The organism is Streptococcus sp. CCH8-C6 (assembly GCF_001557225.1).
Classification (GTDB): Bacteria; Bacillota; Bacilli; order Lactobacillales; family Streptococcaceae; genus Streptococcus; species Streptococcus sanguinis_C.
The window spans coordinates 1-24,610 of record NZ_LSJN01000023.1 but is presented as its reverse complement, the minus strand read 5'-3'; the positions used below and the strand labels follow the sequence as shown (position 1 = coordinate 24,610).

General features: G+C 42.7%; 26 protein-coding genes and 1 tRNA gene. 22 read left to right on the top strand and 5 right to left on the bottom strand.

Translation table 11 applies throughout. From position 1 onward, the window contains the following. The first annotated feature begins 30 nt into the window (after positions 1-30). The 12 genes from AX677_RS02770 (at position 31) to rpmH (ending at position 11,955) form a co-directional block, all read left to right on the top strand. Positions 31-1,698, top strand: a complete 1,668-nt coding sequence (locus AX677_RS02770; protein ID WP_060976100.1) for a ribonuclease J — start codon at positions 31-33, stop codon at positions 1,696-1,698. A 74-nt stretch (positions 1,699-1,772) separates the two neighbouring features. Further along, positions 1,773-2,552 (top strand): alpha/beta hydrolase family protein, encoded by a 780-nt coding sequence (locus tag AX677_RS02765; protein ID WP_002916601.1) that lies wholly within the window; start codon positions 1,773-1,775, stop codon positions 2,550-2,552. A 106-nt stretch (positions 2,553-2,658) separates the two neighbouring features. After that, positions 2,659-4,116, top strand: a complete 1,458-nt coding sequence (gene gltX / locus AX677_RS02760; RefSeq protein ID WP_060976099.1) for a glutamate--tRNA ligase — start codon at positions 2,659-2,661, stop codon at positions 4,114-4,116. Positions 4,117-4,205: 89 nt separating this feature from the next. Beyond that, complete coding sequence (locus AX677_RS02755; RefSeq protein ID WP_060976098.1) at positions 4,206-4,841, top strand: DUF6287 domain-containing protein; 636 nt, start codon at positions 4,206-4,208, stop codon at positions 4,839-4,841. Positions 4,842-5,015: 174 nt separating this feature from the next. Continuing rightward, positions 5,016-6,215 (top strand): argininosuccinate synthase, encoded by a 1,200-nt coding sequence (locus AX677_RS02750; protein WP_004193868.1) that lies wholly within the window; start codon positions 5,016-5,018, stop codon positions 6,213-6,215. A gap of 14 nt (positions 6,216-6,229) precedes the next feature. Then, the gene (argH, locus tag AX677_RS02745; protein ID WP_060976097.1) at positions 6,230-7,615 is read left to right on the top strand and encodes an argininosuccinate lyase; all 1,386 of its coding nucleotides are present in this window, start codon (positions 6,230-6,232) and stop codon (positions 7,613-7,615) included. A 148-nt stretch (positions 7,616-7,763) separates the two neighbouring features. After that, positions 7,764-8,123 carry a ribonuclease P protein component gene (gene rnpA / locus AX677_RS02740; protein WP_060976096.1) on the top strand — a complete coding sequence of 120 codons (360 nt, stop codon included), beginning with the start codon at positions 7,764-7,766 and terminating at the stop codon, positions 8,121-8,123. After that, complete coding sequence (locus AX677_RS02735; protein WP_060976095.1) at positions 8,107-8,922, top strand: YidC/Oxa1 family membrane protein insertase; 816 nt, start codon at positions 8,107-8,109, stop codon at positions 8,920-8,922. Before rnpA ends, AX677_RS02735 begins: the two co-directional genes overlap by 17 nt. A gap of 21 nt (positions 8,923-8,943) precedes the next feature. Next, positions 8,944-9,969: an RNA-binding cell elongation regulator Jag/EloR gene (gene jag, locus AX677_RS02730; RefSeq protein ID WP_002893912.1), complete on the top strand. Its 1,026-nt coding sequence runs from the start codon at positions 8,944-8,946 to the stop codon at positions 9,967-9,969. Continuing rightward, the gene (locus AX677_RS02725; protein ID WP_197416877.1) at positions 9,941-11,035 is read left to right on the top strand and encodes a DUF6287 domain-containing protein; all 1,095 of its coding nucleotides are present in this window, start codon (positions 9,941-9,943) and stop codon (positions 11,033-11,035) included. The genes jag and AX677_RS02725 overlap by 29 nt, the downstream gene beginning before the upstream one ends. Before the next feature lie 14 nt (positions 11,036-11,049). Next, a complete protein-coding gene (locus AX677_RS02720; RefSeq protein WP_060976093.1) occupies positions 11,050-11,682 on the top strand; it encodes a hypothetical protein in 633 nt (210 codons plus the stop codon). Positions 11,683-11,820: 138 nt separating this feature from the next. After that, positions 11,821-11,955, top strand: coding sequence for a 50S ribosomal protein L34 (gene rpmH / locus AX677_RS02715; RefSeq protein WP_002893904.1), 135 nt, complete (start codon positions 11,821-11,823; stop codon positions 11,953-11,955). 61 nt (positions 11,956-12,016) lie between these two features. Here rpmH and AX677_RS02710 read toward each other — a convergent pair whose 3' ends face one another. Continuing rightward, on the bottom strand, positions 12,017-12,634 hold the full coding sequence (locus tag AX677_RS02710) for a YafY family protein (RefSeq protein ID WP_060976092.1): 618 nt from the start codon (positions 12,632-12,634) through the stop codon (positions 12,017-12,019). Between the two features lie 24 nt (positions 12,635-12,658). Here AX677_RS02710 and AX677_RS02705 point away from each other — a divergent pair, with 24 nt between their 5' ends. Next, positions 12,659-13,123, top strand: coding sequence for a pyridoxamine 5'-phosphate oxidase family protein (locus AX677_RS02705; RefSeq protein ID WP_060976128.1), 465 nt, complete (start codon positions 12,659-12,661; stop codon positions 13,121-13,123). An 11-nt stretch (positions 13,124-13,134) separates the two neighbouring features. Beyond that, positions 13,135-13,695, top strand: coding sequence for a DNA-3-methyladenine glycosylase I (locus tag AX677_RS02700; protein WP_060976091.1), 561 nt, complete (start codon positions 13,135-13,137; stop codon positions 13,693-13,695). Positions 13,696-13,827: 132 nt separating this feature from the next. Here AX677_RS02700 and AX677_RS02695 read toward each other — a convergent pair whose 3' ends face one another. Genes AX677_RS02695 through AX677_RS02685 form a run of 3 tightly spaced genes read right to left on the bottom strand, consistent with a single transcriptional unit; the run spans position 13,828 to position 15,949 of the window. Continuing rightward, a complete protein-coding gene (locus AX677_RS02695) occupies positions 13,828-15,243 on the bottom strand; it encodes a DUF4153 domain-containing protein (RefSeq protein WP_060976090.1) in 1,416 nt (471 codons plus the stop codon). Between the two features lie 2 nt (positions 15,244-15,245). Continuing rightward, positions 15,246-15,464 carry a helix-turn-helix transcriptional regulator gene (locus AX677_RS02690; RefSeq protein WP_002899126.1) on the bottom strand — a complete coding sequence of 73 codons (219 nt, stop codon included), beginning with the start codon at positions 15,462-15,464 and terminating at the stop codon, positions 15,246-15,248. Positions 15,465-15,472: 8 nt separating this feature from the next. Further along, positions 15,473-15,949, bottom strand: a complete 477-nt coding sequence (locus AX677_RS02685; RefSeq protein ID WP_002899125.1) for a DUF2975 domain-containing protein — start codon at positions 15,947-15,949, stop codon at positions 15,473-15,475. A 205-nt stretch (positions 15,950-16,154) separates the two neighbouring features. On the opposite strand from AX677_RS02685, the gene AX677_RS02680 reads away from it, so the two are divergent. The 7 genes from AX677_RS02680 (at position 16,155) to AX677_RS02650 (ending at position 22,264) form a co-directional block, all read left to right on the top strand. Continuing rightward, positions 16,155-17,240 (top strand): helix-turn-helix transcriptional regulator, encoded by a 1,086-nt coding sequence (locus AX677_RS02680; RefSeq protein WP_060976089.1) that lies wholly within the window; start codon positions 16,155-16,157, stop codon positions 17,238-17,240. Positions 17,241-17,370: 130 nt separating this feature from the next. Beyond that, on the top strand, positions 17,371-18,612 hold the full coding sequence (locus AX677_RS02675; protein WP_060976088.1) for an MFS transporter: 1,242 nt from the start codon (positions 17,371-17,373) through the stop codon (positions 18,610-18,612). Between the two features lie 95 nt (positions 18,613-18,707). Beyond that, positions 18,708-19,478 carry a TatD family hydrolase gene (locus tag AX677_RS02670; RefSeq protein ID WP_060976087.1) on the top strand — a complete coding sequence of 257 codons (771 nt, stop codon included), beginning with the start codon at positions 18,708-18,710 and terminating at the stop codon, positions 19,476-19,478. Then, positions 19,450-20,049, top strand: a complete 600-nt coding sequence (gene rnmV, locus AX677_RS02665) for a ribonuclease M5 (RefSeq protein ID WP_060976086.1) — start codon at positions 19,450-19,452, stop codon at positions 20,047-20,049. Before AX677_RS02670 ends, rnmV begins: the two co-directional genes overlap by 29 nt. 3 nt (positions 20,050-20,052) lie before the next feature. Then, positions 20,053-20,907 carry an SDR family NAD(P)-dependent oxidoreductase gene (locus AX677_RS02660; RefSeq protein WP_060976085.1) on the top strand — a complete coding sequence of 285 codons (855 nt, stop codon included), beginning with the start codon at positions 20,053-20,055 and terminating at the stop codon, positions 20,905-20,907. A 20-nt stretch (positions 20,908-20,927) separates the two neighbouring features. Beyond that, positions 20,928-21,800 (top strand): 16S rRNA (adenine(1518)-N(6)/adenine(1519)-N(6))-dimethyltransferase RsmA, encoded by an 873-nt coding sequence (gene rsmA / locus AX677_RS02655; protein ID WP_060976084.1) that lies wholly within the window; start codon positions 20,928-20,930, stop codon positions 21,798-21,800. A gap of 56 nt (positions 21,801-21,856) precedes the next feature. Further along, on the top strand, positions 21,857-22,264 hold the full coding sequence (locus AX677_RS02650; protein ID WP_060976083.1) for a hypothetical protein: 408 nt from the start codon (positions 21,857-21,859) through the stop codon (positions 22,262-22,264). 15 nt (positions 22,265-22,279) lie between these two features. Here the strand turns inward: AX677_RS02650 and AX677_RS02645 are convergent. Next, a tRNA-Leu gene (locus AX677_RS02645) sits at positions 22,280-22,362 on the bottom strand. A 171-nt stretch (positions 22,363-22,533) separates the two neighbouring features. Between AX677_RS02645 and AX677_RS02640 the strand changes: the two genes are divergently transcribed. Next, positions 22,534-24,610: Cna B-type domain-containing protein (locus tag AX677_RS02640; protein WP_156445977.1), on the top strand; the 2,077-nt coding region annotated here is incomplete at its 3' end.

Sequence of the window (24,610 nt, the reverse complement as noted above, 5' to 3'; positions counted from 1 at the left end):
TGAGATTCTGAAAATTGAATAGGAGAAAAAATGAGCAAGAGCAATATTAAACTGATTGCTTTGGGCGGCGTGCGTGAAAATGGTAAAAATCTCTACGTTGCCGAAGTGGATGATTCCATTTTTGTATTGGATGTTGGGCTGAAGTACCCAGAAAATGAGCAGTTGGGTGTGGATTATGTCGTTCCCAACATGGACTATTTGTTTGAAAACAAGGAGCGGATTGCGGGTGTCTTTCTGACACACGGGCACGCGGATGCGATTGGTGCTCTGCCTAATCTTTTGGCAGATGCTAAGGTGCCGGTTTTCGGATCAGAGTTGACGATTGAGCTGGCCAAGCTTTTTGTTAAAAATAACGATGCGGTTAAGAAGTTCAATGATTTCCATGTGATTGATGAAAATACTGAGATTGAATTTGGCAAAACAGTGGTTTCCTTCTTCCGGACGACTCACTCGATTCCTGAGAGTTTGGGAGTTGTCATCAAGACCAGAAAAGGCAGTATCGTTTATACAGGTGATTTCAAGTTTGACCAGTCTGCCAGCCCGTCCTACGCGACAGACTTTGGCCGTCTGGCTGAGATTGGCCGCGAGGGTGTTCTGGCCTTGCTCAGTGATTCAGCCAATGCGGACAGTAGCGTTCAGGTGGCTAGCGAGAGCGAGGTCGGCAAGGAAATCGAAGATACGATTGCTGACTGGGATGGCCGCGTGATTGTTGCGGCGGTTGCCAGCAACTTGTCTCGTATTCAGCAGGTCTTTGATGCAGCTGCAGAGACTGGCCGCCGAGTGGTTTTGACAGGCTTTGATGTTGAAAACATCGTTCGTACGGCTATCCGCCTCAAGAAGCTGTCCTTGGTGGACGAACGCCTCTTGATCAAGCCCAAGGAAATGTCTAAGTTTGAAGACCATGAGCTGATCATCTTGGAGACTGGCCGGATGGGTGAGCCTATCAATGGCCTGCGCAAGATGTCGATCGGACGTCACCGCTATGTGGAAATCAAGGAAGGCGATTTGATTTACATCGTAACGACGCCGTCAATTGCCAAGGAAGCGGTCGTGGCTCGCGTGGAAAATATGATTTATCAGGCGGGGGGCATTGTCAAGCTGATTACCCAAAACCTGCGGGTTTCAGGTCACGGAAATGCGCGTGATTTGCAGCTCATGATTAACCTGCTGCAGCCTAAGTACCTCTTCCCTATTCAGGGTGAGTACCGTGGCTTGGATGCTCATGCTAAGGCTGCCATGGAAGTTGGTATGCTGCCGGAAAATATCTTTATTCCTAAGCGTGGCAGCATCATGGAATACGACCATGGTGATTTTGTGCCGGCTGGTGCAGTATCAGCTGGAGATGTCATGATTGATGGAAATGCGATTGGAGATGTGGGTAATATCGTCCTCCGCGACCGCAAGGTCTTGTCTGAAGATGGTATTTTCATCGTGGCACTCACAGTTAACCGTAAGGAAAAGAAAATCATTTCCAAGGCTAAAGTACATACCCGTGGATTTGTCTATGTCAAGAAGAGCAGAGATATTTTGCGCGAAAGCTCTGACATTATCAATAAAACTGTGGAAGAATACTTGGCGCAGGATAGCTTTGACTGGGGTGAGCTGAAGGGTGCTGTCCGTGACAGTCTGGCCAAATATCTCTTTGACCAAACCAAGCGTCGCCCAGCTATTTTGCCGGTCGTTATGGAAGTGCGGTAAAAATCTGAACACAAATACAAGAAAAGTCGGGTTTCGGCTTTTTCTTGTCAGAAAGATACGAAGGAGAAATGCGAATGGCAGTGATGAAAATAGAGTATTATTCTGAAGCTTTGGAGATGGAATGGGGCGTTAATGTCCTCTATCCGGATGCAGCTCGCGTAGACAAGCCGGATGATAAGGATATTCCTGTTTTGTATCTGCTTCATGGTATGAACGGGAATCACAACAGCTGGCTCAAGCGCTCAAATATTGAGCGTCTGGTTCGCTCGACCAACTTGATTGTTGTCATGCCTAATACCAGCAATGGCTGGTACACCGATACTCAGTACGGTTTTAACTATTACGAAGCCATCGCTGAGGAGCTGCCTCGGGTGCTCAAGCGCTTTTTCCCAAATATGTCGGATAAGCGGGAGAAGAATTTTATCGCTGGTCTTTCCATGGGCGGATACGGAGCCTTTAAGCTGGCTCTCAAGTCTAACCGTTTTTCATACGCAGCAAGTCTTTCTGGAGCTTTGAGTTTTCTTGATGCTCGTCCAGATAATGCTGAAATGGCAACGCCAGCCTATTGGCGAGGAGTTTTTGGAGACTATAAAGACTGGACCAGCAGCCCTCATTCGCTGGAGAGTATAGCCAAGCAATCTGATAAAAAGACTAAGCTTTGGGCATGGTGTGGCGAAGAAGATTTTCTCTACAAGGCCAATCAGGAGGCAGTGAAAAACCTGCAAGACTTAGGTTTGGAGATTACTTACAGCCACAGTCCAGGTAAGCATGAGTGGTATTACTGGGAAAAGCAGCTGGAGAATGTGCTGGCCTGGCTTCCTATCGACTTCCAGCTGGAAGAGCGCCTGTCGTAAAAATAGACTGTAAAGTCGTATTCTGCCCTCAGAGTATGATATAATGATTACGTTTGAAAATCGGAGTGGGAATGATTCCCCGAAATACAAATAGGAGAATGGAACTTTGACAAAAGCGATTCGAGTGCGTTATGCACCAAGTCCGACTGGACTATTACATATCGGAAATGCGCGGACTGCGCTCTTTAACTACCTCTATGCTCGTCACTATGGTGGGACCTTCATTATCCGTATCGAGGATACAGACCGCAAGCGCCATGTAGAAGACGGAGAACGTTCACAGCTTGAAAACTTACGCTGGCTGGGTATTGACTGGGACGAAAGTCCTGAGACTCACGAAAACTACCGCCAGTCTGAGCGCTTGGATATTTACCAAAAATACGTTAATGAACTCTTGGACATGGGCTTGGCTTACAAGTCCTATGTAACTGAGGAAGAATTAGCGGCTGAACGCGAACGTCAGGAAGCAGCTGGTGAAACACCGCGTTATATCAATGAGTTTCTAGGTATGTCTGAGGAAGAAAAGGCAGCCTATATCGCTAAGCGCGAAGCAGCGGGCATCATTCCGACGGTTCGTCTGGCTGTTAATGAAGCTGGTGTCTACAAGTGGACTGACATGGTCAAGGGTGAAATTGAGTTTGAAGGCGGAAATATCGGTGGTGACTGGGTGATCCAGAAGAAAGACGGCTACCCAACCTACAACTTTGCTGTGGTTATTGATGACCATCTGATGGAAATCTCGCACGTTATTCGGGGGGATGACCACATTGCTAACACACCTAAGCAGCTCATGGTTTATGAAGCCCTCGGCTGGGAAGCTCCAGAATTTGGGCACATGACCTTGATTATCAACTCTGAAACAGGTAAGAAGCTGTCCAAGCGCGATACCAATACCTTGCAGTTTATCGAGGATTATCGCAAGAAGGGCTACCTGCCAGAAGCAGTCTTTAACTTTATTGCACTGCTGGGCTGGAATCCTGGCGGCGAGCATGAGATTTTCTCTCGCCAAGAATTGATCGAGCTCTTTGATGAAAAACGTCTCAGTAAGTCCCCAGCTGCCTTTGACCAGAAGAAGCTGGACTGGATGAACAACGAATACATCAAGAATGCGGATTTTGACACAATCTTTGCTCTGGCTAAGCCATACTTGGAAGAAGCAGGTCGTTTGACCGATAAGGCAGAAAAGCTTGTAGAGCTCTACAAACCACAAATGAAGTCTGTAGACGAAATTGTGCCGCTGACAGACCTCTTCTTTGCGGACTTCCCAGAGTTGACAGATGCGGAGCGTGAGGTCATGGCTGGTGAAACGGTACCGACCGTGTTGACAGCCTTTAAAGAAAAGCTAGAAGCTATGTCTGATGCAGATTTTGTGACAGAGAATATCTTCCCGCAAATCAAGGCTGTACAAAAAGAGACAGGGATCAAGGGCAAAAACCTCTTTATGCCGATTCGGATTGCCGTTTCGGGTGAAATGCATGGACCGGAGCTGCCAGATACGATTTACCTGCTAGGCCGCGAAAAATCCATCCAGCATATCGAAAACATGCTAAATCAAATTCAATAAGATAAACCAGCTTTCGAGCTGGTTTTTACTTTGCAAATTTTTGTTTTTATGTCACAATTGTAATAAGAAAATACTTTAAGGAGAGAAAAATGAAAAAATGGCTCATCATCTTGGTTGGAGGGCTAGTAGCTTTACTCGTGCTAGTAACCTGTAACCAAAAGAAAGAGCAGACGAATCCTGCTTCCAACAGTTCTAAAGTAAGTTCGACTAGCTCCGCATCTTCTAAAAAGTCTGAAAGAGGGGACAGTTCGAGCGAACTTTCTGGCGACTCAGATAATCAAGAAACTTCTGATGCTGGCTCTCAGCAGCATTCGGAAACAGAAAGTGAACAGTCTACCAAGGGAGCTAGCAAAGAAGAGAAAGAGATGGCACCAACTTCTAATTTGGATATGAAGGCTATTGCTTCTGGCGATTTTTCCAGCATGATTGGTACTTGGCAGGATGCCAAAGGGAACAGTTATACATTCGATGCGTCTGGTATCGAGTCAGATGTTGCCAAGCTTGAGACAGGAGATTACTCTGGGCCAGATGAAAATGGGATTTACCGAGCAGGGATTCGTTGGAAAAACCAAACCGGTGCTGCCTTTCTTATCATTCCAGCAGGAAAGAGTCTTCCAGCTGGGGAGACTGTCAATGGGACGGATCCGACTGATACCAGTCAAGATCGCTTCATCATCACCCAGAGCGTTTCCGAACATCCCGATGTTTTTTACCGTGTAAAATAAGGAGTCTTGACGGACTCTTTTTTCTTATTTTGAGTCCAGTATATAATATATTGATTTTGAATAAAAATCGATAAAACACTTTTATTTTAATAAATATTAAAATTTCTCTTGACAATCGCATTTTCATACAGTAGAATGTTTAAAAATAAAATGTAGAAGGATAGAGGTAATCATATGGTTAAAGAGAAAGTCATTTTAGCATATTCCGGCGGCTTGGACACTTCAGTGGCCATTACTTGGCTGAACAAGGATTATGATGTGATCGCGGTCTGTATGGACGTAGGTGAAGGAAATGATTTGGATTTCATTCATGACAAGGCGCTGAAAGTTGGCGCTATCGAATCACATGTTATTGATGTTAAAGATGAGTTTGCAGAAGACTACGTCTTGGTTGCTCTGCAAGGACACACCTTCTACGAACGAAAATATCCTCTAGTGTCCGCTCTGAGCCGACCTTTGATTTCTAAGAAATTGGTTGAAATTGCCCACAAGACGGGGGCGACAACCATTGCCCATGGCTGTACCGGAAAAGGAAACGATCAGGTACGTTTTGAAGTGGCTATCGCCTCCCTGGATCCCAGTCTCAATGTCATTGCTCCGGTTCGGGAGTGGAAATGGTCTCGGGAAGAAGAAATTAATTACGCCAAAGCTAATGGTGTGCCAATTCCTGCAGATCTGGATAGTCCTTACTCAGTCGATCAAAACCTTTGGGGACGGGCCAATGAGTGCGGAGTCTTGGAAAATCCTTGGAATGAAGCACCGGAAGATGCCTATGATTTGACGGTTGCACCAGAAGCAGCGCCAGACAGCCCAGTCTATGTAAATATTGACTTTGAGGCAGGTGTGCCAGTTGCTTTAGATGGCAAAAAGATGAAGCTTGCGGACTTGATCCTTGAGCTAAATGACTTAGCTGGACAGCACGGTGTTGGACGGATTGACCATGTGGAAAACCGTTTGGTAGGGATTAAGTCTCGGGAAATCTATGAATGCCCTGGGGCGGTGACTCTCTTGGCTGCCCACAAGGAAATCGAGGATCTGACTCTAGTCAGAGAACTGGCCCATTTCAAGCCGATTATCGAAAATGAACTGTCCAATCTCATCTATAATGGCCTCTGGTTTAATCCAGCGACAGAAGCTTTGATTGCCTACCTTAAGTCCACTCAGCAGGTGGTCAATGGCACAGCTAAAGTGAAGCTTTATAAGGGCTCTGCAACAGTCGTAGCGCGTAAGTCTGACAATTCTCTCTACGATGAAAGTCTGGCTACCTATACCAGTGCAGATACTTTTGATCAGGATGCCGCAATTGGCTTTATCAAGCTATGGGGGCTTCCGTCTAAGGTTCACGCAGAGGTTCAGGCTCACAAGGACAAATAGAAAGGGGCTTTCCTATGGTGAATCATAAACTGTGGGGCGGACGTTTTGAAGCCTCTCTGGAAGGCTGGGTAGAAGAATTTGGTGCCAGCATTGGCTTTGACTATCGTCTGGCTCCTTATGATTTGCAGGGCAGCCTAGCCCATGTCAAAATGCTGGGACAGACGGGAATCATTGCTCCAGAGGAAGCAGCTGCTATTCAGGCAGGCTTGGAAAAGCTGTTGGCGCGTTATGAATCTGGAGAGCTTGAGTTTGATGTGCGGAATGAAGATATTCATATGAATATGGAGGCTCTTCTGACTGAGGAGATTGGGCCAGTAGCTGGCAAGCTTCATACGGCTCGCTCTCGTAATGACCAGGTGGCGACAGATATGCACCTTTATCTCAAGGATCAGCTCGGTCAGATTGCGTATAAACTCTTGAATTTGCGCCAGGTGCTGCTGGACTTGGCTGAGGAGCATGTAGAGACTATTATGCCAGGCTATACCCATCTTCAGCATGCCCAGCCGATTAGCTTTGCCCATCATCTGCTGGCCTATTATCAGATGTTCAGCCGGGATAGTCAGCGCTTTGCCTTTAACCTGGAGCATACGGATTTATCTCCTTTAGGTGCAGCCGCTCTAGCGGGGACAACATTTCCGATTGACAGGGAGCTGACGGCTGATTTGTTGGGCTTCAAAGGCATTTATCACAATTCCTTGGATGCGGTTAGTGATCGAGATTTTATCCTGGAGTTTCTATCTAACAGCAGCATTCTCATCATGCATCTGTCTCGTCTCTGCGAGGAGCTGATTAACTGGTGCAGCTATGAATATGGCTTTGTCAGCTTATCAGATACCTTTAGTACTGGCTCATCCATTATGCCGCAAAAGAAAAATCCGGACATGGCGGAGCTGATTCGGGGCAAGAGTGGTCGGGTCTATGGTCATCTCTTCAGCCTTCTGACGGTTATGAAATCACTGCCCTTGGCCTATAATAAGGACCTGCAGGAAGACAAGGAAGGCATGTTCGATACAGTAGATACTATCCAAAAATCGCTGGATATTATGGCGGGTATGCTGTCTAGTATGACAGTAAACAAAGAAAAAATGCTGGTTTCAACTCAGCAAGACTTCTCCAATGCGACAGAATTGGCTGATTATCTGGCCAAGAAAGGACTGCCTTTCCGGGAAGCCCATGAGATTGTCGGAAAGTTGGTGCTGGAATGCAGCAAGGCAGGCTATTATCTACAGGATATCCCGCTGAGCCGTTATCAGGAAGTGTCGTCTCTGATTGAGGAAGATATTTATCAAGTTCTTGAGTCGCAGACTGCTGTACAGAAGCGGAAATCCCTTGGTGGGACAGGATTTGCACAGATCCGTCAGGAGTTGGAAAGAGCGAAGAAACAGCTGAAAAAGGGATAAGATATAGGGAACGCCGCAAGGAAATTGCGGTGTTTTTTAAGTGAATCAACCTTTTAAATATTTGCAAAACCGGCGTCATAGCAGGACTTATTGGCATTTTCGAAAAATATGGTATAATAGATATAATTTTGGTGGATGGAGTTGAGTTTTGAGAAAAAAATATCGCGTCAAGAGCGAAAAAGATTTTAATGCGATTTTTAAAAGTGGACAGAGTTTTGCTAATCGAAAATTTGTCGTTTACATGTTAGAAAAAGAGCAAAAGCATTTTCGGGTTGGAATTTCGGTCAGTAAAAAGCTGGGGAATGCAGTGGTTCGTAATCGTATTAAAAGAAAAATCCGCCATGTCTTGATGCAGCATCAGAAACAGTTAGTCCAGGCAGACTTCGTAGTTATTGCTCGCAAAGGAGTAGAGGAGCTGGACTACCACCAAGTTGAACAAAATTTATTGCATGTATTAAAGATTGCTAAACTTTATCAGGAAGGATTCATTTGTGAAACAGAAAAGTAAATTAGGGATTTTACTGGTCGCCTCGCTGCTCTTTCTCACAGCCTGCGGAACCAGTCAAGTAACGGCCGATTCACATGACTTTTGGGAGAAGTTGGTCTATTTCTTTGCGGACACCATTCGTTTTCTATCCTTTGGTGGCAGCAAGGGGATTGGGATTATTCTCTTTACCTTGATTATCCGGACAGTTCTCCTGCCGGTCTTCCAATTCCAGACGACTTCTTCGCGTAAGCTGCAGGAAGTGCAGCCGCATATCAAGCAGCTACAGGAAAAGTATCCTGGTAAGGATATGGAGAGCAGAACGGCCTTGGCTGAGGAAACTCAAAAGCTCTACAAAGAAATGGGTGTCAATCCTTATGCCTCATTCATTCCGCTCTTTATCCAGATGCCAGTGCTCCTGGCTCTGTTTCAAGCCCTAACTCGGGTTGATTTTATGAAGACAGGTCACTTCCTCTGGCTCAATCTAGGAGCGACAGATCCGACCTTTATTCTTCCGCTGTTGGCGGCTCTCTTCACTTTCTTCAGTACGTGGCTTTCAAACAAAGCTTTGCCTGAGAGAAATGGCGGGATGACAGTCATGATGTACCTAATGCCAGTTGTGATTTTCTTTTTTGCCCTCTATGCGGCGAGCGGGGTAGCCCTCTACTGGGCTGTCTCAAATGCTTATCAGGTGGTTCAGACCTTGCTGCTGAGCAATCCTTTTAAAATCATTGCCGAGCGGGAAGCAAAGGAACGGTCAGAGCGTCAATTAGAACAGAAAAAGAAACGTGCCCTGAAAAAAGCACAGAAAAAGAAAAAGTAAGTAAGAAGGAGGACTCTTGCAATGGTTATTTTTACAGGAGCAAGTGTTGAAGAAGCCATTCAAAATGGTTTGAAAACGTTGGATATTCCACGTATGAGAGCGCATATCACTGTTATTTCACGTGAGAAAAAAGGCTTTTTAGGTCTGTTTGGCAAGAAGCCAGCTCAGGTGGATGTCGAGCCGATTGCTGAGACGACAGTTGTCAAGGCCAATCAAAAGGCTGTAAAAGGTGTTCCCGAAGAGATTAATGCTCAGAATGAGCCTGTGCAGTCTGTCAGTGAAGCAACGGTTGATTTGGGTCGTGTGGTAGCTGCCATCAAGAAGGTTGAAGGAGAAGGCGAAGTTATCTCAGATGAGGTAAAGGCTGAAATTCTCAAAAATGACAAGCAAGCTAATACAATTTTAGAAGAGACTGGCACCATTGATCTTCTCAAGACCAACCAAGCTATTGATGAGGCAGTTGCTCAAGCAGAAGCGGACGATAGCAAGGTTATCTCTTTTGAACAAGCAGCTAAAGACAAGGCTGAGCCGACAGAAACAGAAGAAAGCTCTTTTGCTGACTTGGGCATCCAAGTTGAAGCTGACTACGATATTGAAGAAGTGGTTGAGAATGTAACGAACTATGTTCAGAAAATCGTTGATGAGATGGATGTTGAAGCGGGCATTTCCAGCAGTCACAATCGCCGTACCATTAACATGCAGATTGATACCAATGAACCAGGGCGCGTGATTGGCTACCACGGAAAAGTCTTGAAAGCTCTGCAGCTATTGGCACAAAACTATCTTTATAACCAATATTCTAAGAGCTTCTACATTTCTATTAATGTCAATGATTATGTTGAGCATCGGGCAGAAGTGCTGCAAAGCTATGCGCAGAAACTGGCTCAGCGGGCTTTGGAAGACCGACGCGGTCAGCACACTGACCCTATGTCTAACAGCGAGCGCAAAATTATCCACCGCATCATCTCTCGCATCGATGGCGTGACTAGCTATTCCGAAGGCGACGAGCCTAACCGCTATGTCGTCGTGGATATTGATAGCGAATAAAAAGAAAGCCAGCAGAGATGCTGGTTTTTGTAGTAATAAACTAGGAGAAAGAATTATGAAGAAGAGAGTTTTTCTAATTATTTTAGGGTTAGCATTACTTGCTGCCTGTGGCCAAAAGAAAATAGAGAATCAGGATAATACTCCTGATTCGAGTAAGAGTGCATTGGATAAAGAGCAAAAGAGTTCTTCAATTTCAGTAGAACAAGATGAAAAATTATATGCTTCGACTTTGGAGAAATTAACAAAAGATACTTCTGAAGGCCGTGCGCAGATATACACATTCTATGATATTGATAAAAATGGGACGAATGAACTAATCACAGGACATCATTCTGACGGGGCTTATTATTTAGAGGCTATTTATTATTTGAATCAAGGAACATCAACTTATTTAGCTCAATCAAAAGTAGCTTCAGCAGGTGGAAGTCGAGAAAGCGCCACAATATATACAGATGGAACAGTCTTTTATGCTCAATGGCACTCTCTAAGTCCTGATGCTAAGGGTTATCTTTATCGACTGAGATCTGATAATAGTGGTATAGATGTGCTAAAAGAAGCAGATTTTCAAATAGCAGGTGTAGATTCAAATTCTGAAAAAAGCGTAGATTCAGTTTTTGGGTTAGCTTCTAAAAAAGAAGTTGATCTATCTTCGTTAAAGTGGAAAGACATAGAAGACTATCAAGCAACGACAAGTGTTGAAAATCGCAAAGAACAAAGTAGTTCGCCTCAATTGGATTTGGAAGCCATCCAAAAAGGAGATTATACTAGTATTGAAGGTAGATGGAGAAATGGGAAGGGGAGTGAATTAGTATTTGATAAAAATGGCTTGGTTAATAACGACCTAAAATTGGGAAATAATTTTAGAATGATTGATTCTTATTTACAAGGTGGAGTATCCTCTGGAGGTCCGGGTGCAGCCATCTTATTTATTCCAGCAGGTGTTGATATGTCTGTGACTGCGGATGATCAAACGATAGCAGATGCTTCTAATAAAAAACAAGATCGAATTCTTATAACTCAGAGTGTTGTTGTTGATAAGCCTGAGGTTTTCTATTATAGAGAGTAAAGAAAGGATTTTTTATGTCACTTTTTCCAGCTATTGAAACTTATCTGCCTCATCAAGGGGCTAAGTATATATCTCCAGACAAGGCAGGGCGGCTGCGTGAGTCTATGTTGGAGTTGAGAGCTAAGGGCCAGGCGGCACGTAAGGAGTTTACGGATTTGGTCAAGGATTTTCAGAGCCTCTATCCTAAGCTGACCTTGGAGCGAACCAGCCAGTGGATGAATCAGGCACAGATACTGCGGCCCCATTTTTGGAATTATCTTAAAGGCTATGGAGAAATCACAGAACCGATGTTTGCTCTGCGCTTGTATGGGACTGCAGAAGATTTTGGAGTGTCACTAGAGGTGAGCTTTATGGAGCGTAAGAAAGATGAGAACAGCCTCAACAAGCAAAATCGGGTACTGAATCTGCCTATTCAGTCGCCAGCTTACTATTTTGCCCAGATTGATGGTGTGAGTCAGCGCTTTGAAGGTACTGAGGAAAATCGCCAGTTCCTTACTCAGCAGCTGGCAGTCGGTCAGGTTCGTAAGGTCTTAGTCAAATACGATATTCCCCTTTCTCAGGCCGCTTCAAGAGAGCAGGTGCTGTCCCAGCTGCAGGAGGCCATGACAGCCTTGATTCCCTTTTATGAGGCAACTCGGACCATATGATTACGTTTACAAAGAGAAAGTTATTTAAGTAAGTATTGACAAAAGCCCCGGAATCATATAGAATAGTAAAGTATGTTTAGTAACTGATCACAACTAGCCGGCTAAACGAATACAAGAATCTAAGAGGAGGTATTCATCGTGAAACGTACTTATCAACCAAGTAAAATCCGTCGTGCGCGTAAACATGGTTTCCGCCACCGTATGTCAACTAAAAACGGTCGTCGTGTATTGGCAGCTCGCCGTCGTAAAGGACGCAAAGTTTTGGCTGCTTAATCCAAACGATTTATCAAGAAACCAGCGGAGACTCGAGACCGCTGGTTTTTTTGTCTTAAATTTATGGGTGAAATTCAATAGACTGGCAGGAAAGTTCCTCTTTTTTTCCAGTGTCTTTATTTATGACTTCTACATACCAATCTCCTTTGTGGCTATATAGTTTGATAAATTGAACCTGAAGAGACTGCTGTTCATACTTAATTGGAAAAAATTCTTCCTGCCTATGTAATAAAATATCAAGAATGATTCGCAACTGAGAGTTGTTGATTGTTTTCCTGACTTCTGGTTGAAGGATTTTCTCAATTTTTGTGATCTTGCTTAACTGCTGTTCTGAAATCGAGTTTTCAAATTTTTCTTTTAATTTTTGTAGGTCAATATCAAAAGGGCACATATTGTAGTTTTCTAGAGTCAGCATGGAAAAATACAAGGCAGAAATTTCATCTATGGAGAAAATAATAGGAGATAACAAGTCGTTGCTAAGAATTTTATAACTGCCATTCCGGCCTAAGTCAGAATAAATTGGAATGCCTAACGTTTCAAGGCTGGCAATATCACGAAGGGCAGTGCTTTTTGAAATATGATATCGATTCATAATATCTTTTAGATTGAATTGTCTTTTCTTATTGAGAAAAATAAGCATATCGTTAATTCTTTGAGATTTATTCATGCTAAGCTCCATATTTTTATAAAATGGTTTCAAATAATGATACCTTTTTATATTATACTAGTTTTAGAGAAAATAATAAAGGAGTCAAATATGAAGCAATATTTTAAGGCCTTATTGGCAGAACAGACAGAAATGGCCCTAGCAACTTCTGTAAAGGATATGCCAAATGTAAGAATTGTAAATTTTTACTATGATGAGGATACAAAGAAATTGTTCTTTATCTCATTTAAAAATAGTCAAAAAATTCAAGAGTTGGCAACCAATAATCGTATAGCTCTTACAACAATCCCGAAAGGTGATGGGAGGTATATCCGAATTCAAGGGAGAGTCAAAGAAAGCCAGCTTTCTATTGAGGATATAAGAGGCGTTTTTGTCCAGAAATATCCTTATTATCAAGATATTATTGAGCAACACATAAACTCCTTGCAACTTTTTGAAGTCTCTTTTTCTGATGCTTTCTTGGTCTTAGATAATAATCAAGTTGAGAAAATTAAACTATAAGGAGAAAATAGATGGTTGAGATAAAAAGGTGCGATTGGGCTGAAAATAGTGAGCTTGAGAGAAATTATCATGACCATGACTGGGGGCGACCTGTGCATGACGAGCATAAACTCTTTAAAATGTTGATTTTGGAAGGTCAGCAGGCGGGCTTGAGCTGGCAAACTATTTTGTCAAAAATGGATGCTATGACAGAGGCTTATGAAAACTTCGATCCTGAAATAGTCTCCAACTATGACGAGCAGAAGATTGAAGAATTGCTTAGTGATCAAAGAGTGATACGAAATAGGCTAAAAATAAAGGCAGTTATAAAAAATGCTAAAGACTATTTAAAACTAAAAGAAGAATATGGTAGTTTAGATTCTTATATTTGGTCTTTTGTAAAGAATGAACCGATTGTCAATTCATGGTCCAGTATTGAAGAGGTGCCCGCTCGAACGGATCTATCCGATAAAATCAGCAAAGAACTCAAAAAGAAAGGTTTTTCTTTTGTTGGTTCTACGACTGTATATGCCTTTATGCAGTCAATTGGCATGGTCAATGATCATTTGCTGACCTGTGATTTTAGAATATAATCATTTTTCCTTTGAATTGGAAAGGTGAGCGGTCTATTATTGAATGCTGGTAAATGATGTAAAAAAGGAGAATAAAACCAGAAAGAAACTGTTTTTCTTTCTGGTTTTTTGTGTATAGTTAAGTACAGTTGCTTATTTTGCCACTGGTAAAAGCATTGGATACAGATAGCAGAGCAAGGTAAAGCTAATCAAGGCGTAAAAGATGCCGGTGCGGATAGCTTGGATAGGTTTGTAGAAGCGAATCAGAGTCAGTAGGCACCAGACTAAGAGAACTAGGATGAACCAAGCTGAAATCAAGCGCAGTGGTGTTGGTCCGTAGAGATAGATGTAGATTCCAAATAATTTCCAGCCAGCTAGTAAAGCTAGCAGACCGGTAAAGATAAAGAGAATAGTAGCTGCGAATCGCGTCCCTTTCTGATCCCAGAGCGGTTTTTTGGCAATCAGATAGAAGACACCTAGGACTGCAAAGTTAAGGATAGACACCCGAACCAGCTGCCAGAAGCCAGCTACGGCAACAGTTGAGGCATTCTGGGGAGAAATAGCCTGAGCTACTGTTCCGGCGCTTAGGAGCTGACCGAGCTCACCCAGACCCGTCAGGAAGAAGAGTGCATAGGTCAGGCAGAGGCTGCCGATGATAATGTAGGCTGCGAAAGCGGGTGCTACTCGCAAAGGGCGGATACTTGCTTGAAATTTTTTGTAGCTAAGTTTAGTATCTTTTTTGCCTAACAGACTGCCGGCTAGGAGGCCATAAAGGTAAAGACTGACAGGAACAGCCAGGCAGGCCTTGAATAGAATCATGCTGCTATCAAGACTTGAAAAGAGGGAGTCAAGTAGATTCTCAATAACATCAGCGGTATCGCTGAAGAAGGAGGCAAAGCTGTCTGAAACCTGACTCAGTTGGGACCAGACAAAGTAGACCAAGATTCCTGCAACAAAGAAGCTGCTGACGATAATCGCGAGCTGTTGGGCTTTCTTCGAAGACAGACTGTCAGAGCTGTCAGAAGAGTCCTGCTGCTTACCTTCTATAAAGACTAGAATAGCAGCAATGAAATTTTTAAAGGGCAGGATGCAGAAGGCTTGAATGGTGTCAAACCAGACCAGAATCCCCAAACGTCCCTGGCTTAACCAGCCAGTACGGGACAGAATATAGAAGGCGAATGAGATGTGGATGGCCAGAAATTGAAAAAATTCTAGCTGGCGATGAAGTCCCCAGAGGCTTAAAGCTAGGGCTTGAGCTAGCGTCATGATCAGAAAGCTTCTAGCCTCTAATCTGCTGTCAAGATTTTTTATCTGCAGTGATGGATAGGCCAATTTCCTGATTAAGGCTTCGCTTAGCAATATAAGACCGATTGCAAAAGGGAAAAAGGATGCCGTTTGATAATTAAAAAATACTGCAGAGTAAAAGTAGGTTAAAAGATAGAGGATTAGATAGCTGATTTTAAAGAATCGCAGTTGCTTGTCCTCTAGGCCTGCGAAGATGGTCTTTCTTTCTTCCTCTGCGGGCAGACAAGGCTGGACATTCATCTGATCTTGTGCTGGGTATTCCATAATTATTTCTCCTCCTCATCGTCAGGGATATACTCCAAAATATCGCCAGGCTGGCAGTCTAATTCACGGCAGAGAGCGTTGAGTGTTGAAAAGCGGACAGCCTTGGCTCGATTATTTTTTAGGATAGATAGATTGGCTGGTGTTAGGTCAATCAACTCTGCTAAACGGCCAGCACTGATGCGCTTTTGCGCCATGACAAGGTCTAAATTTATCTGAATCATAAGACCTCCTAAATAGTGTAGTCCACTTGATCCTGCAGCTCAATGGCCTTGCCAAAGGCATTGCGGATGACACGGATAATCAGGGTCAATATACTGCAAGAAACAGTGACTAAGAGCATGGGCAAATAGGCTGTCAGCCCCATAAAAAGAGAGATAAGAGCAACAGTGCCCACTTCCCAGCCAAGATAGCGCATGTACTGAACATTTTGTGTGATAAAGACCTGATTTTTACCAATGCGGCTAAGGAGTCGATAGAGATGGACAATGCAGGCCAGAGCCAGGCAGCCGAGGACATAGCCGAGCAGCAGCAAGACCCAAAAGCGTGTCTCTCCTTGAAAGAATGGAGAGGGAAATTCGATAACTAGGTTGACGACCCAAGGTCCTAGAGCTATCAGGATAATGGAAGCAATAAATAAAAGGCTGATACTGATTTTTGTAAGTGTAATGCTCATATCTTCAGCAGTCTTTTTCATTTTGTCTGTCATAATTTCCTCCGACTAACGTTTCATTTCTTAGTAACTATAGCACAAGTTTTATCGATAATCAATAAGAAAATATCGAAAAATGATAAAATCAGTCTTAAGGACTATGTGAAATTTTCTAAAAAGTTCTTATTGTATAGAGATAGATTTCTTGTCAGGAGATGAACAGAGCAGAAGACGATGAATATTTTGCTTGATTTTTGGTATAATGAAAAACAGGAATTGTATACTCTTCTGGTCAGAAGCGGAGTATGTGTATGTAAGGAGGGAAGAATCTGTGGGTGTAAAGCTTGTTCATTATCGTAGTAAGTTATATGAATTTCTTATGGTGCCTGCCATCGTTTCAAGGGAAGATAAACATATGTGGAAGGATTTACGGCAGAATCAAAAGGAGCTGCTTCTTGATGTACAGCCGCACTATGATAAGCTTTATCAGGATTTACTTCCTTTGAAAAGCGAGCTTGTTGCGGTTAGTTTGTTCGAAGGAGCTACAGTGGGACTGGCTCCGCTCCTCTACCTCTACTTGCTAGAAAAAGGAGAAGATCCGGCCAATTTGCATGACTTGTTAGAATGTCTGAAAAAACTAGACGCAGAGCAAATCATCTATTGCTTATCACTTAAGCTTTCTAAAGGGGGAGTTACCAAGGGATATCCTGAAGATCTGCTGGATTTTATAGAGAATAGTGACAAGTCTCCGGAAAATAAATGGTACTGGTACCAAGCTATTCAGTATCCAGAGAAGCTTCGGGATCAATTAGTTTCCTTGCTGGAAAGAGTGTTCGAGCTCTATCAGCCTATTTATGAGCAGTTTGAGCAGGAAGTTCTAGCTTTTGAACAAGAATTTAGCCTATCTGATGTGATGGATGATGAAGAGCAGAATGCCAAGCTTCTTGAAAAGGACACTCAAGTCTTTGTTCTGTCACCCATGTTTATTGATTCTTTTCTCGAAAAGGTTCCTGATTTCACTTCCTATTCCTTAGTCCTTTCGACGAGAAGTTCCCAGTTATCAAAGGCGGAATCAGAGCTTAACGATGAAACATTGGCTCTGACCTTAAAAACTCTTGGTGATGAAACCCGCTATAAAGTCTTGATTGAATTGATTCAACCGCATGCCAAGAATAAAGATATAGCTAAAAAATTGGGGCTTACAAGAGCCTCTATCTCATTCCATACGCAAAAGCTCCTAAATTCTGGCTTGCTGGAGCTTGTGATGGATGATGATTCGGTTAAATACACGGTCAATAAAGAACTGATTCAAAAAATTATAGAGAAGTTCAAACAGGACCTAAAATAGTTTAAGAAGACCTAGATTCATTCTAGGCCTTTATTTTGTAAAATGAAAACCTAACAATAATTTGACAATAATCTAATTTATTGTTATGATTTGTTAAACAAAAATCTAACAAGAGTAAAGGAGATGTCGTATGATTGTTTTTGCAAAAAACAAAAATTTTCGCCAGTTGCTCATCAATCAATGGATTTCAGGTTTTGGAGACATTATTTTTTATTTGGCTTTGATGAACTATGTTTCCGCCTATTCCTTTGCTCCACTTGCGGTTTTATTGATTTCCCTTTCTGAAACGCTGCCCCAGTTAATTCAGGTTTTTACTGGAGTTGCGGCGGACTTTCAGAAGAATCGTATTCATAAATACCTGCTTATACAGTTTAGTAAGGTGCTTTTATATAGCTTGGTAACGTTTTTGCTGCTTGGACAAGAATTCTCTTTCTTGATTCTGCTTGTAATTTGCTTGATTAACTTTCTGTCGGATAGTCTGAGTTATTTTTCAGGGGCCATGCTGACCCCAGTTTATGTAAAGGTGATTGAGCAAGATATGACCTCTGCTATGGGCTTTCGACAAGCTAGTATGAGTCTGGTTCATATTTTGGGGAATCTAGCTGGCGGTTTTCTCATCGCTTGGATGAGTATCGGAGCTTTGGCAGGTCTAAATGCTCTGACATTCTTGCTAGCTTACCTTGGGTTTTGGCATATTAGTAAAAGCTTACAGGACTTAGAACCGGAGCTCAGCAGTGCCAAGGAGCTAAATAGAGAGAATTATTGGCAGCATTTATTGGATTCTCTTAAAGCCTTGCTGGGATTGAAGAATGTTGTGAGGTTGTTATTGGTTTCAACCTTTGGGCAGGTCACTCTGAACATTCTGACGCCAGTAACGACTCTCTTATTGCTGAAAAGGCCTTTTTGGAATTTGCATGTTGGTCAGTCCATTGCCGTGTTAATTGTTCTAAGTTCTGCTGGTTTGATTTTAGGAAACATTTTGAGTGGCAGTTTGCTGAAAAAACTTTCGACTAAGCTTGCTATGTATAGTAGCCAAGTATGTGAAGTTTTTATTCTTTGCGGTTTTTTCTGGCAAAACTTTTTACTTGTCCTGATAGCGAGCTTTGCTTGTGCTGTTACAGTCGGTTTGCTGAGTCCAAGATTGCAGAAATCTGTATTCAGTATGATTCCAGAAGAGTCCATGGGGGCTATCCAGTCGGCTATTAATCTATTTAGCATGGCTGTTCCGAGTGTTTTATCCATGCTGTTAATAGCTCTTGCCAGCAGTATGGGAATTATTTATATTCTCCTCCCGCTTGTGTTAATGCTGGCACTTTCTTTTTACTTAATTATTCCAATGGAGAACTTGAAGGCAGATTCGGATAGCTGTTGAATGGCAGCTATCTTATTTTTCTGCTTTGAAGAGACTTCTGATTTTTCAGGTCATTTTTGGTATAATAAAGGACAGGAAATACAAGGAAGTAAACCATGAAGATTTTTGATACACACACGCATTTAAATGTGGAAGAATTTGCTGGTCGAGAGGCAGAGGAGCTGCAGCTGGCTGCAGAAATGGGCGTCAGTAAAATAAATATTGTCGGTTTTGACCGACCAACCATTGAACGCGCCTTGGAGTTGGCTGACAGCTATGATCAGCTTTATGCTACGATCGGTTGGCATCCGACTGAGGCTGGGACTTATGATGAGGCTGTGGAAGCCTATCTGCTGGACAAGCTTCGTCACCCCAAAGTGCTGGCTCTGGGCGAGATTGGACTGGACTATCACTGGATGACTGCGCCCAAGGATGTTCAGGAGCGGGTTTTTCGACGCCAAATCCAGCTCTCCAAAGAGCTGAACCTGCCCTTTGTCGTTCACACACGTGATGCTTTAGAAGATACCTATGAGATTATCAAGAGTGAAGGCGTGGGCCCTCGAGGTGGTATTATGCACTCTTATTCGGGTTCTTTGGAAATGGCAGAGCGCTTTATCGAGTTAGGAATGATGATTTCCTTTTCTGGAGTTGTCACTTTTAAGAAAGCGACGGATATTCAGGAGGCGGCTCAGAATCTGCCTTTGGACAAAATCCTCGTCGAGACGGATGCACCTTACTTGGCGCCTGTTCCCAAACGAGGCCGAGAAAACAAAACAGCCTATACTCGCTATGTTGTAAAGAAAATTGCTGAGCTTCGTGGGTTGCCTGTCGAAGAAGTAGCGCAAGCGACCTATGATAATGCAAAGAAGGTGTTTGGGCTTGACTGAGAAGATAAAAATCCCCCAGGTAATTGTCGTTGAGGGCAAGGATGATACGGCCAATCTGCAGCGATTTTACCAAGTTGACACTTACGAGACGAGAGGTTCCGCTATCAATGAAGAAGACCTAGAGCGGATTGAGAAACTGCACCAGCTGCGTGGGGTTATTGTCTTTACTGATCCAGACTACAATGGCGAGCGTATCCGTCGAATGATTATGGAGGCAGTGCCAACTGCTCAGCATGCCTTTCTCCGACGAGATGAAGCAACTCCCAAGTCTAAGAACAAAGGTCGGTCGCTCGGAGTAGAACACGCTTCGTTTGAGGATTTGCAGCAAGCTTTAGCTGGTCTAGTCGGATATTTCGATGATGAGGATAATTTTGACATCACCAAAAGCGATCTTGTGCGACTAGGTTTGCTTATGGGAAGTGACAGCCGTCAGCGTCGAGAGTATCTGGGAGAAGAGCTCCGTATCGGCTATTCTAATGGTAAGCAGCTCCTCAAACGCTTGGAATTATTTGGGGTGACCTTGGCGGAAGTGGAAGAAACCATGCTCAGATATTCAGGTCTAACGGAGTAAGAAATGAAAAAAGTAATTATTACGGGCGGCAATAGTGGTATTGGCTATCAGGCTGCAAAACAGTTAGCTGAAAAGGGCTGGTCAGTGACCTTATTTTGTCGGCGGAAAGAAGCAGCTGAGCAAGCCTGTGAGAAAATCCGTCAACAAACAGGAAATTCGCATGTAGATTATATCTTGGTTGATTTATCTGAGATGAAGAGCGTCAGGAAAGCAGTGGAACAGTATATCCAAAAAGAAGAGACTTTAGATGTTTTAATTAACAATGCGGCTGATTTTGACTTATCAATCAAAAAGCCAATTCTTACCAAAGACGGATTAGAAAGACAATTTGCGACCAACGTGGTTGCTCCCTTTTTACTTTCTGCCTTGTTGAAGGGCTTGTTGGAAAAGTCAGAAAGTGGTCGGATTGTTAATATTTCTTCCCAAGGGCTAGTGCTTTATCCTTTCATGAAGCTTGATTTTGAAAATTTATCTGGACAAAAACATTACAGTCCTGCTAAGACCTATTATCAGAATAAACTGGCCTTGTTGATGCTATCCCTTTACATGCGGAAACAGTCGAAAGGCATCAAAATTCAGGCCATCCGTGTAACCATTGTCAAAGTAGATATGCGTCGCTATGATCATCTCAGCGTTTTTATGAAAAATCTGTATAAAATTAAGTCGAGATTTTCGATTAGTCCTGAAGAAATGGCGAAAGTTTATACAGCCTTATCTACAGAAGATGGTTATGAGGGCTTTTTGTATGACGAGAAATGCAGAGAAGTAAAGGCTAACGCATTTGCTTACGAGGAAGAAGAGCAGAAAAAACTTTACAGCTTGCTAGAGCAAATGACCTCCTTAAAAGATAATGAATAAATAATTAGAAAAGAGAAAACATGCGTATTGCAGATCATAGTGTGACCCGTGCCATTCTGGAGCGTCACGGTTTCACCTTTAAAAAATCCTTCGGTCAGAATTTCCTGACTGATACCAACATCCTCCAGAAAATTGTGGATACTGCTGAGATTGACAAAAAAGTCAATGTCATCGAGATTGGTCCTGGTATTGGGGCTTTGACGGAGTTTTTGGCGGAAAATGCTGCAGAAGTTATGGCCTTTGAGATTGATGATCGTCTGGTGCCAATTTTGGCGGATACCCTGCGCGATTTTGACAATGTGACAGTGGTCAATCAGGATATTCTCAAGGTTGATTTGGCCCAGTACATAGCAGAGTTTAAAAATCCAGACCTGCCTATCAAGGTAGTGGCAAATCTGCCCTACTACATTACTACGCCTATTCTTATGCATTTGATTGAAAGCGGGATTCCTTTTAGTGAGTTTGTCGTTATGATGCAAAAAGAAGTAGCGGATCGGATATCAGCTCAGCCTAATACCAAGGCCTACGGTAGTTTGTCGATTGCGGTACAGTATTACATGACGGCCAAGGTTGCTTTTATTGTACCGCGAACAGTATTTGTGCCTGCGCCAAATGTGGATTCGGCTATTCTCAAGATGGTGCGCAGAGACCAGCCAGCTGTTGAGGTACAGGACGAGAAATTCTTTTTCAAGGTTTCCAAGGCCAGCTTTGTCCACCGCAGGAAGACCCTATGGAATAACCTGACCAGTTGTTTTGGAAAGTCAGAGGAGACTAAAGGCAAACTAACAGCAGCTTTAGAACGAGCTGACTTATCTCCAAGTGTTCGGGGAGAAGCTCTGAGTTTAGAGGAATTTGCGCGCTTGGCAGACGCTTTGAAGTCTGAAGGATTATAAAAAAATAGAAGATCCGCTCTATATAGCTGGTCTTCTATTTTGCTCATGAGGTACATATGAAAGTGAAATTTCTGTCTTTGTTTTCTGCCTTGCTCTGGTTTTCGCAGTCTTTACTCCATTTCCTGCTTATGCTAGGTCTGCCTCTGGGACTTTTGGTATTTGGCGGCGCTTATATAGTATTTCCTTTATGGTTGCGGCCAGTTAACTTCCTGCTTTTCTTGCTGTGGGGTTTCTTTAGTCTTAGTTATCTATCTTTTGGTGGTTGGCTAAGAAGTAGCTTGAAGTCTTCTGTTCTGAGAAAGATTATCTTAAGTGGAACTGTTTTTCTCTTTTTGGCTACTGTTTTCAATTTCTTTGTGACCGCTAGTCTATTAGAGAAGTATTTAACAGGGGGACTGACCTTTCTGGCTTTTCTCAGCAGTGTAATTCTACTTCATAATAACAAAAAATCCTATCAATCATGATAGGATTGCTTTTTATGCGGAGGAAGGGATTTGAACCCTCACACCCGTACGGGCACATGCGCCTGAAGCATGCGTGTCTGCCGTTCCACCACCTCCGCTTGAGATTCTATTATAACTTATTTTTGTGAAAATGCCAATAGAGAATGAAAAAATTATTCAATAAAGAAATAGATAGAAAAAGATTTGCTGATTTCATTGCCTTTACAGTATGGATTTGTTACAATGAAGTATATATGTTTATTTGGCTATAAAATAAAAGAGGAGATATGATGAAAGTTAAGAAATGGTTGTTGTTTCTGATGTTGCCCCTTCTATTTTTGCTGGATGTGAGGCTTTTTGTAAGACATATTCAAGCGGATACTTTGAAAAATGCAATTACAGACATAAAAATCTGGGATTATGTAAATGGCCGGGAAGCAACTAAGATTAATGGTGCGTACTCATTGACGCAAGGAGGAAGCTATCGCTATCAACTGACTTTTGATTTGTCTGCTTATGACAATAGACTGAAAGATGGAGATACCTTTACCTTTACAGTTCCGAATGGAGCAACCATTGCTGATGGCACCAAGTTTAATCTGACAGACCAAGAGACACAGGTTCAGCTTGGTGCAGCAAAGACTAAATCCAACGGTTCGGCTAAGGGTGGTCTTATAACAGTAACTCTTCAAAATTTGGAGGAGTATAAGGCTAAAACAACTGCAAGTGGAGTAAAAGGTAGTTTTTTCTTTGACTTTCAGGCAACATCGATAGGGGCTAATCAAGATTGGAATTATAATCCAGATGAGACCCAAGGTACGATGGCACATAAGGTAACTATTAATGAACGTAGGCAAAGTAGTTTTTCTACAGCTGGAGAAAACTTTGCCAAGTTTGGAGGAGTTATTGCTAAAAAACCATATAATTCGGCTATTCTTGGAAAAAGTGGAGATTATTCACATAACTGGGTTGTGCGGATTAACACTCAACAAAAAACCTACAATTCGCCAATTGTCATTAAAGATAAGATTCCTGATAACAGTGCTCCTATGCAATTTGTTCCAGAAGGGATTGTTTTACGCCAGGGAGCTTATACAAATAGTTTATCCAGTATTTCCAATTCAGTTGTATTAAAACAAGGTCAAGATTATACCATTACATATAATGAGACTTATACAGAGTTTACTTTAACGATTAGCAACCCGAGCAATCATGCTTTTATGTTGAGCTATACGACGACTTCACCTGCTGATGGCTCTTTGGTTTCAAATACAGCTGAGATGGAAGTTGACAATGAAACGTTACCGTTTAGAGATGATCGTCCTGCTCAGAAGAGTTTCACTGTTGAACGAAGTAGCCGCATTACAGAAGGCGGTGTCATTACTGCTGATATCAGTAATAGTCTGGTTATTTACAAACAGGATTCTAAGACTGGTAAAATGCTGGAGGGAGCTATCTTTAAGGTGATAACTCCGAGTGGCGAAGAAATTACTCTGCCGCCAACAGATGCTAACGGTCGGGTTTCTACACAGCCTTTCTCAAGTGAAGAAATCAAGAAAGGCCAATTCACAGTAGAAGAAGTAACAGCTCCAGAAGGATATGTGCTGGACGGTGATCCGATGAAGGTGACTATCAAGGCTGAAGGAGCGGTTAAGACAGTCAAGAATACGGTAGATCCCAATGCCAACAAAAAGTTGACAATTAAGAAAGTTTGGAAAGATGAAAACAACCAGGATGGTAAGCGTCCAGCTTCCATTGCTGTAGATGTTTACGCTAATGGTCAAAAACTGGCTGATAAGACAGTGACCGTAACTGGTGGCAGTACTGATGCGGAGTGGACAGCTCAGACAACTGATTTACCAATCCTTGATGCAAATGGTCAAAAAATCACCTATACAATCGGTGAAGATCAGCTTGATGGTTACGATGCCCCAGAAGTAGATCAGGGGAATCTCACTGTTACCAATAGTCGTACGCCAGAGAAAATAGTTATCAAAGCTAGCAAGAAATGGGATGATGCCGAGAATCAAGACGGCAAACGTCCTGCCAGTGTTGTTGTCAAACTTTATAAAGAAGTCGGCGGTCAGAAATCAGAAGTTGCGAACCGAACTTTGACCGAAGCTGACCAGTGGTCAACTGAGTTCACTAACTTGAACAAGTATGAAAAAGGACAAGAAGTAGTTTACTCTCTGGAAGAGGACGCAGTCCCTCATTATCAAGCTCAAGTTATTGGAAATGCTGCTGAAGGATTTGTTGTGACCAATACCCATCAATCAGAAACAACCACAGTTGCTGGTCAGAAGAAGTGGGATGATGCAGATAACCAAGATGGTAAGCGTCCAGCATCTGTTAAGGTTAAAATTCTGA

Coding starts and splice junctions, on each gene's coding strand:
- AX677_RS02700 (WP_060976091.1), top strand. CDS start 13,135: ATGGTTGAGATAAAAAGGTGCGATTGGGCTGAAAATAGTGAGCTTGAG.
- AX677_RS02765 (WP_002916601.1), top strand. CDS start 1,773: ATGGCAGTGATGAAAATAGAGTATTATTCTGAAGCTTTGGAGATGGAA.
- rnmV (WP_060976086.1), top strand. CDS start 19,450: ATGCAAAGAAGGTGTTTGGGCTTGACTGAGAAGATAAAAATCCCCCAG.
- AX677_RS02720 (WP_060976093.1), top strand. CDS start 11,050: ATGTCACTTTTTCCAGCTATTGAAACTTATCTGCCTCATCAAGGGGCT.
- AX677_RS02705 (WP_060976128.1), top strand. CDS start 12,659: ATGATACCTTTTTATATTATACTAGTTTTAGAGAAAATAATAAAGGAG.
- AX677_RS02690 (WP_002899126.1), bottom strand. CDS start 15,464: ATGATTCAGATAAATTTAGACCTTGTCATGGCGCAAAAGCGCATCAGT.
- AX677_RS02660 (WP_060976085.1), top strand. CDS start 20,053: ATGAAAAAAGTAATTATTACGGGCGGCAATAGTGGTATTGGCTATCAG.
- AX677_RS02680 (WP_060976089.1), top strand. CDS start 16,155: ATGAAAAACAGGAATTGTATACTCTTCTGGTCAGAAGCGGAGTATGTG.
- AX677_RS02755 (WP_060976098.1), top strand. CDS start 4,206: ATGAAAAAATGGCTCATCATCTTGGTTGGAGGGCTAGTAGCTTTACTC.
- AX677_RS02670 (WP_060976087.1), top strand. CDS start 18,708: ATGAAGATTTTTGATACACACACGCATTTAAATGTGGAAGAATTTGCT.
- AX677_RS02650 (WP_060976083.1), top strand. CDS start 21,857: ATGAAAGTGAAATTTCTGTCTTTGTTTTCTGCCTTGCTCTGGTTTTCG.
- AX677_RS02750 (WP_004193868.1), top strand. CDS start 5,016: ATGGTTAAAGAGAAAGTCATTTTAGCATATTCCGGCGGCTTGGACACT.
- argH (WP_060976097.1), top strand. CDS start 6,230: ATGGTGAATCATAAACTGTGGGGCGGACGTTTTGAAGCCTCTCTGGAA.
- AX677_RS02710 (WP_060976092.1), bottom strand. CDS start 12,634: ATGGAGCTTAGCATGAATAAATCTCAAAGAATTAACGATATGCTTATT.
- rsmA (WP_060976084.1), top strand. CDS start 20,928: ATGCGTATTGCAGATCATAGTGTGACCCGTGCCATTCTGGAGCGTCAC.
- jag (WP_002893912.1), top strand. CDS start 8,944: ATGGTTATTTTTACAGGAGCAAGTGTTGAAGAAGCCATTCAAAATGGT.
- AX677_RS02675 (WP_060976088.1), top strand. CDS start 17,371: ATGATTGTTTTTGCAAAAAACAAAAATTTTCGCCAGTTGCTCATCAAT.
- AX677_RS02695 (WP_060976090.1), bottom strand. CDS start 15,243: ATGGAATACCCAGCACAAGATCAGATGAATGTCCAGCCTTGTCTGCCC.
- AX677_RS02770 (WP_060976100.1), top strand. CDS start 31: ATGAGCAAGAGCAATATTAAACTGATTGCTTTGGGCGGCGTGCGTGAA.
- AX677_RS02685 (WP_002899125.1), bottom strand. CDS start 15,949: ATGACAGACAAAATGAAAAAGACTGCTGAAGATATGAGCATTACACTT.
- AX677_RS02725 (WP_197416877.1), top strand. CDS start 9,941: ATGTCGTCGTGGATATTGATAGCGAATAAAAAGAAAGCCAGCAGAGAT.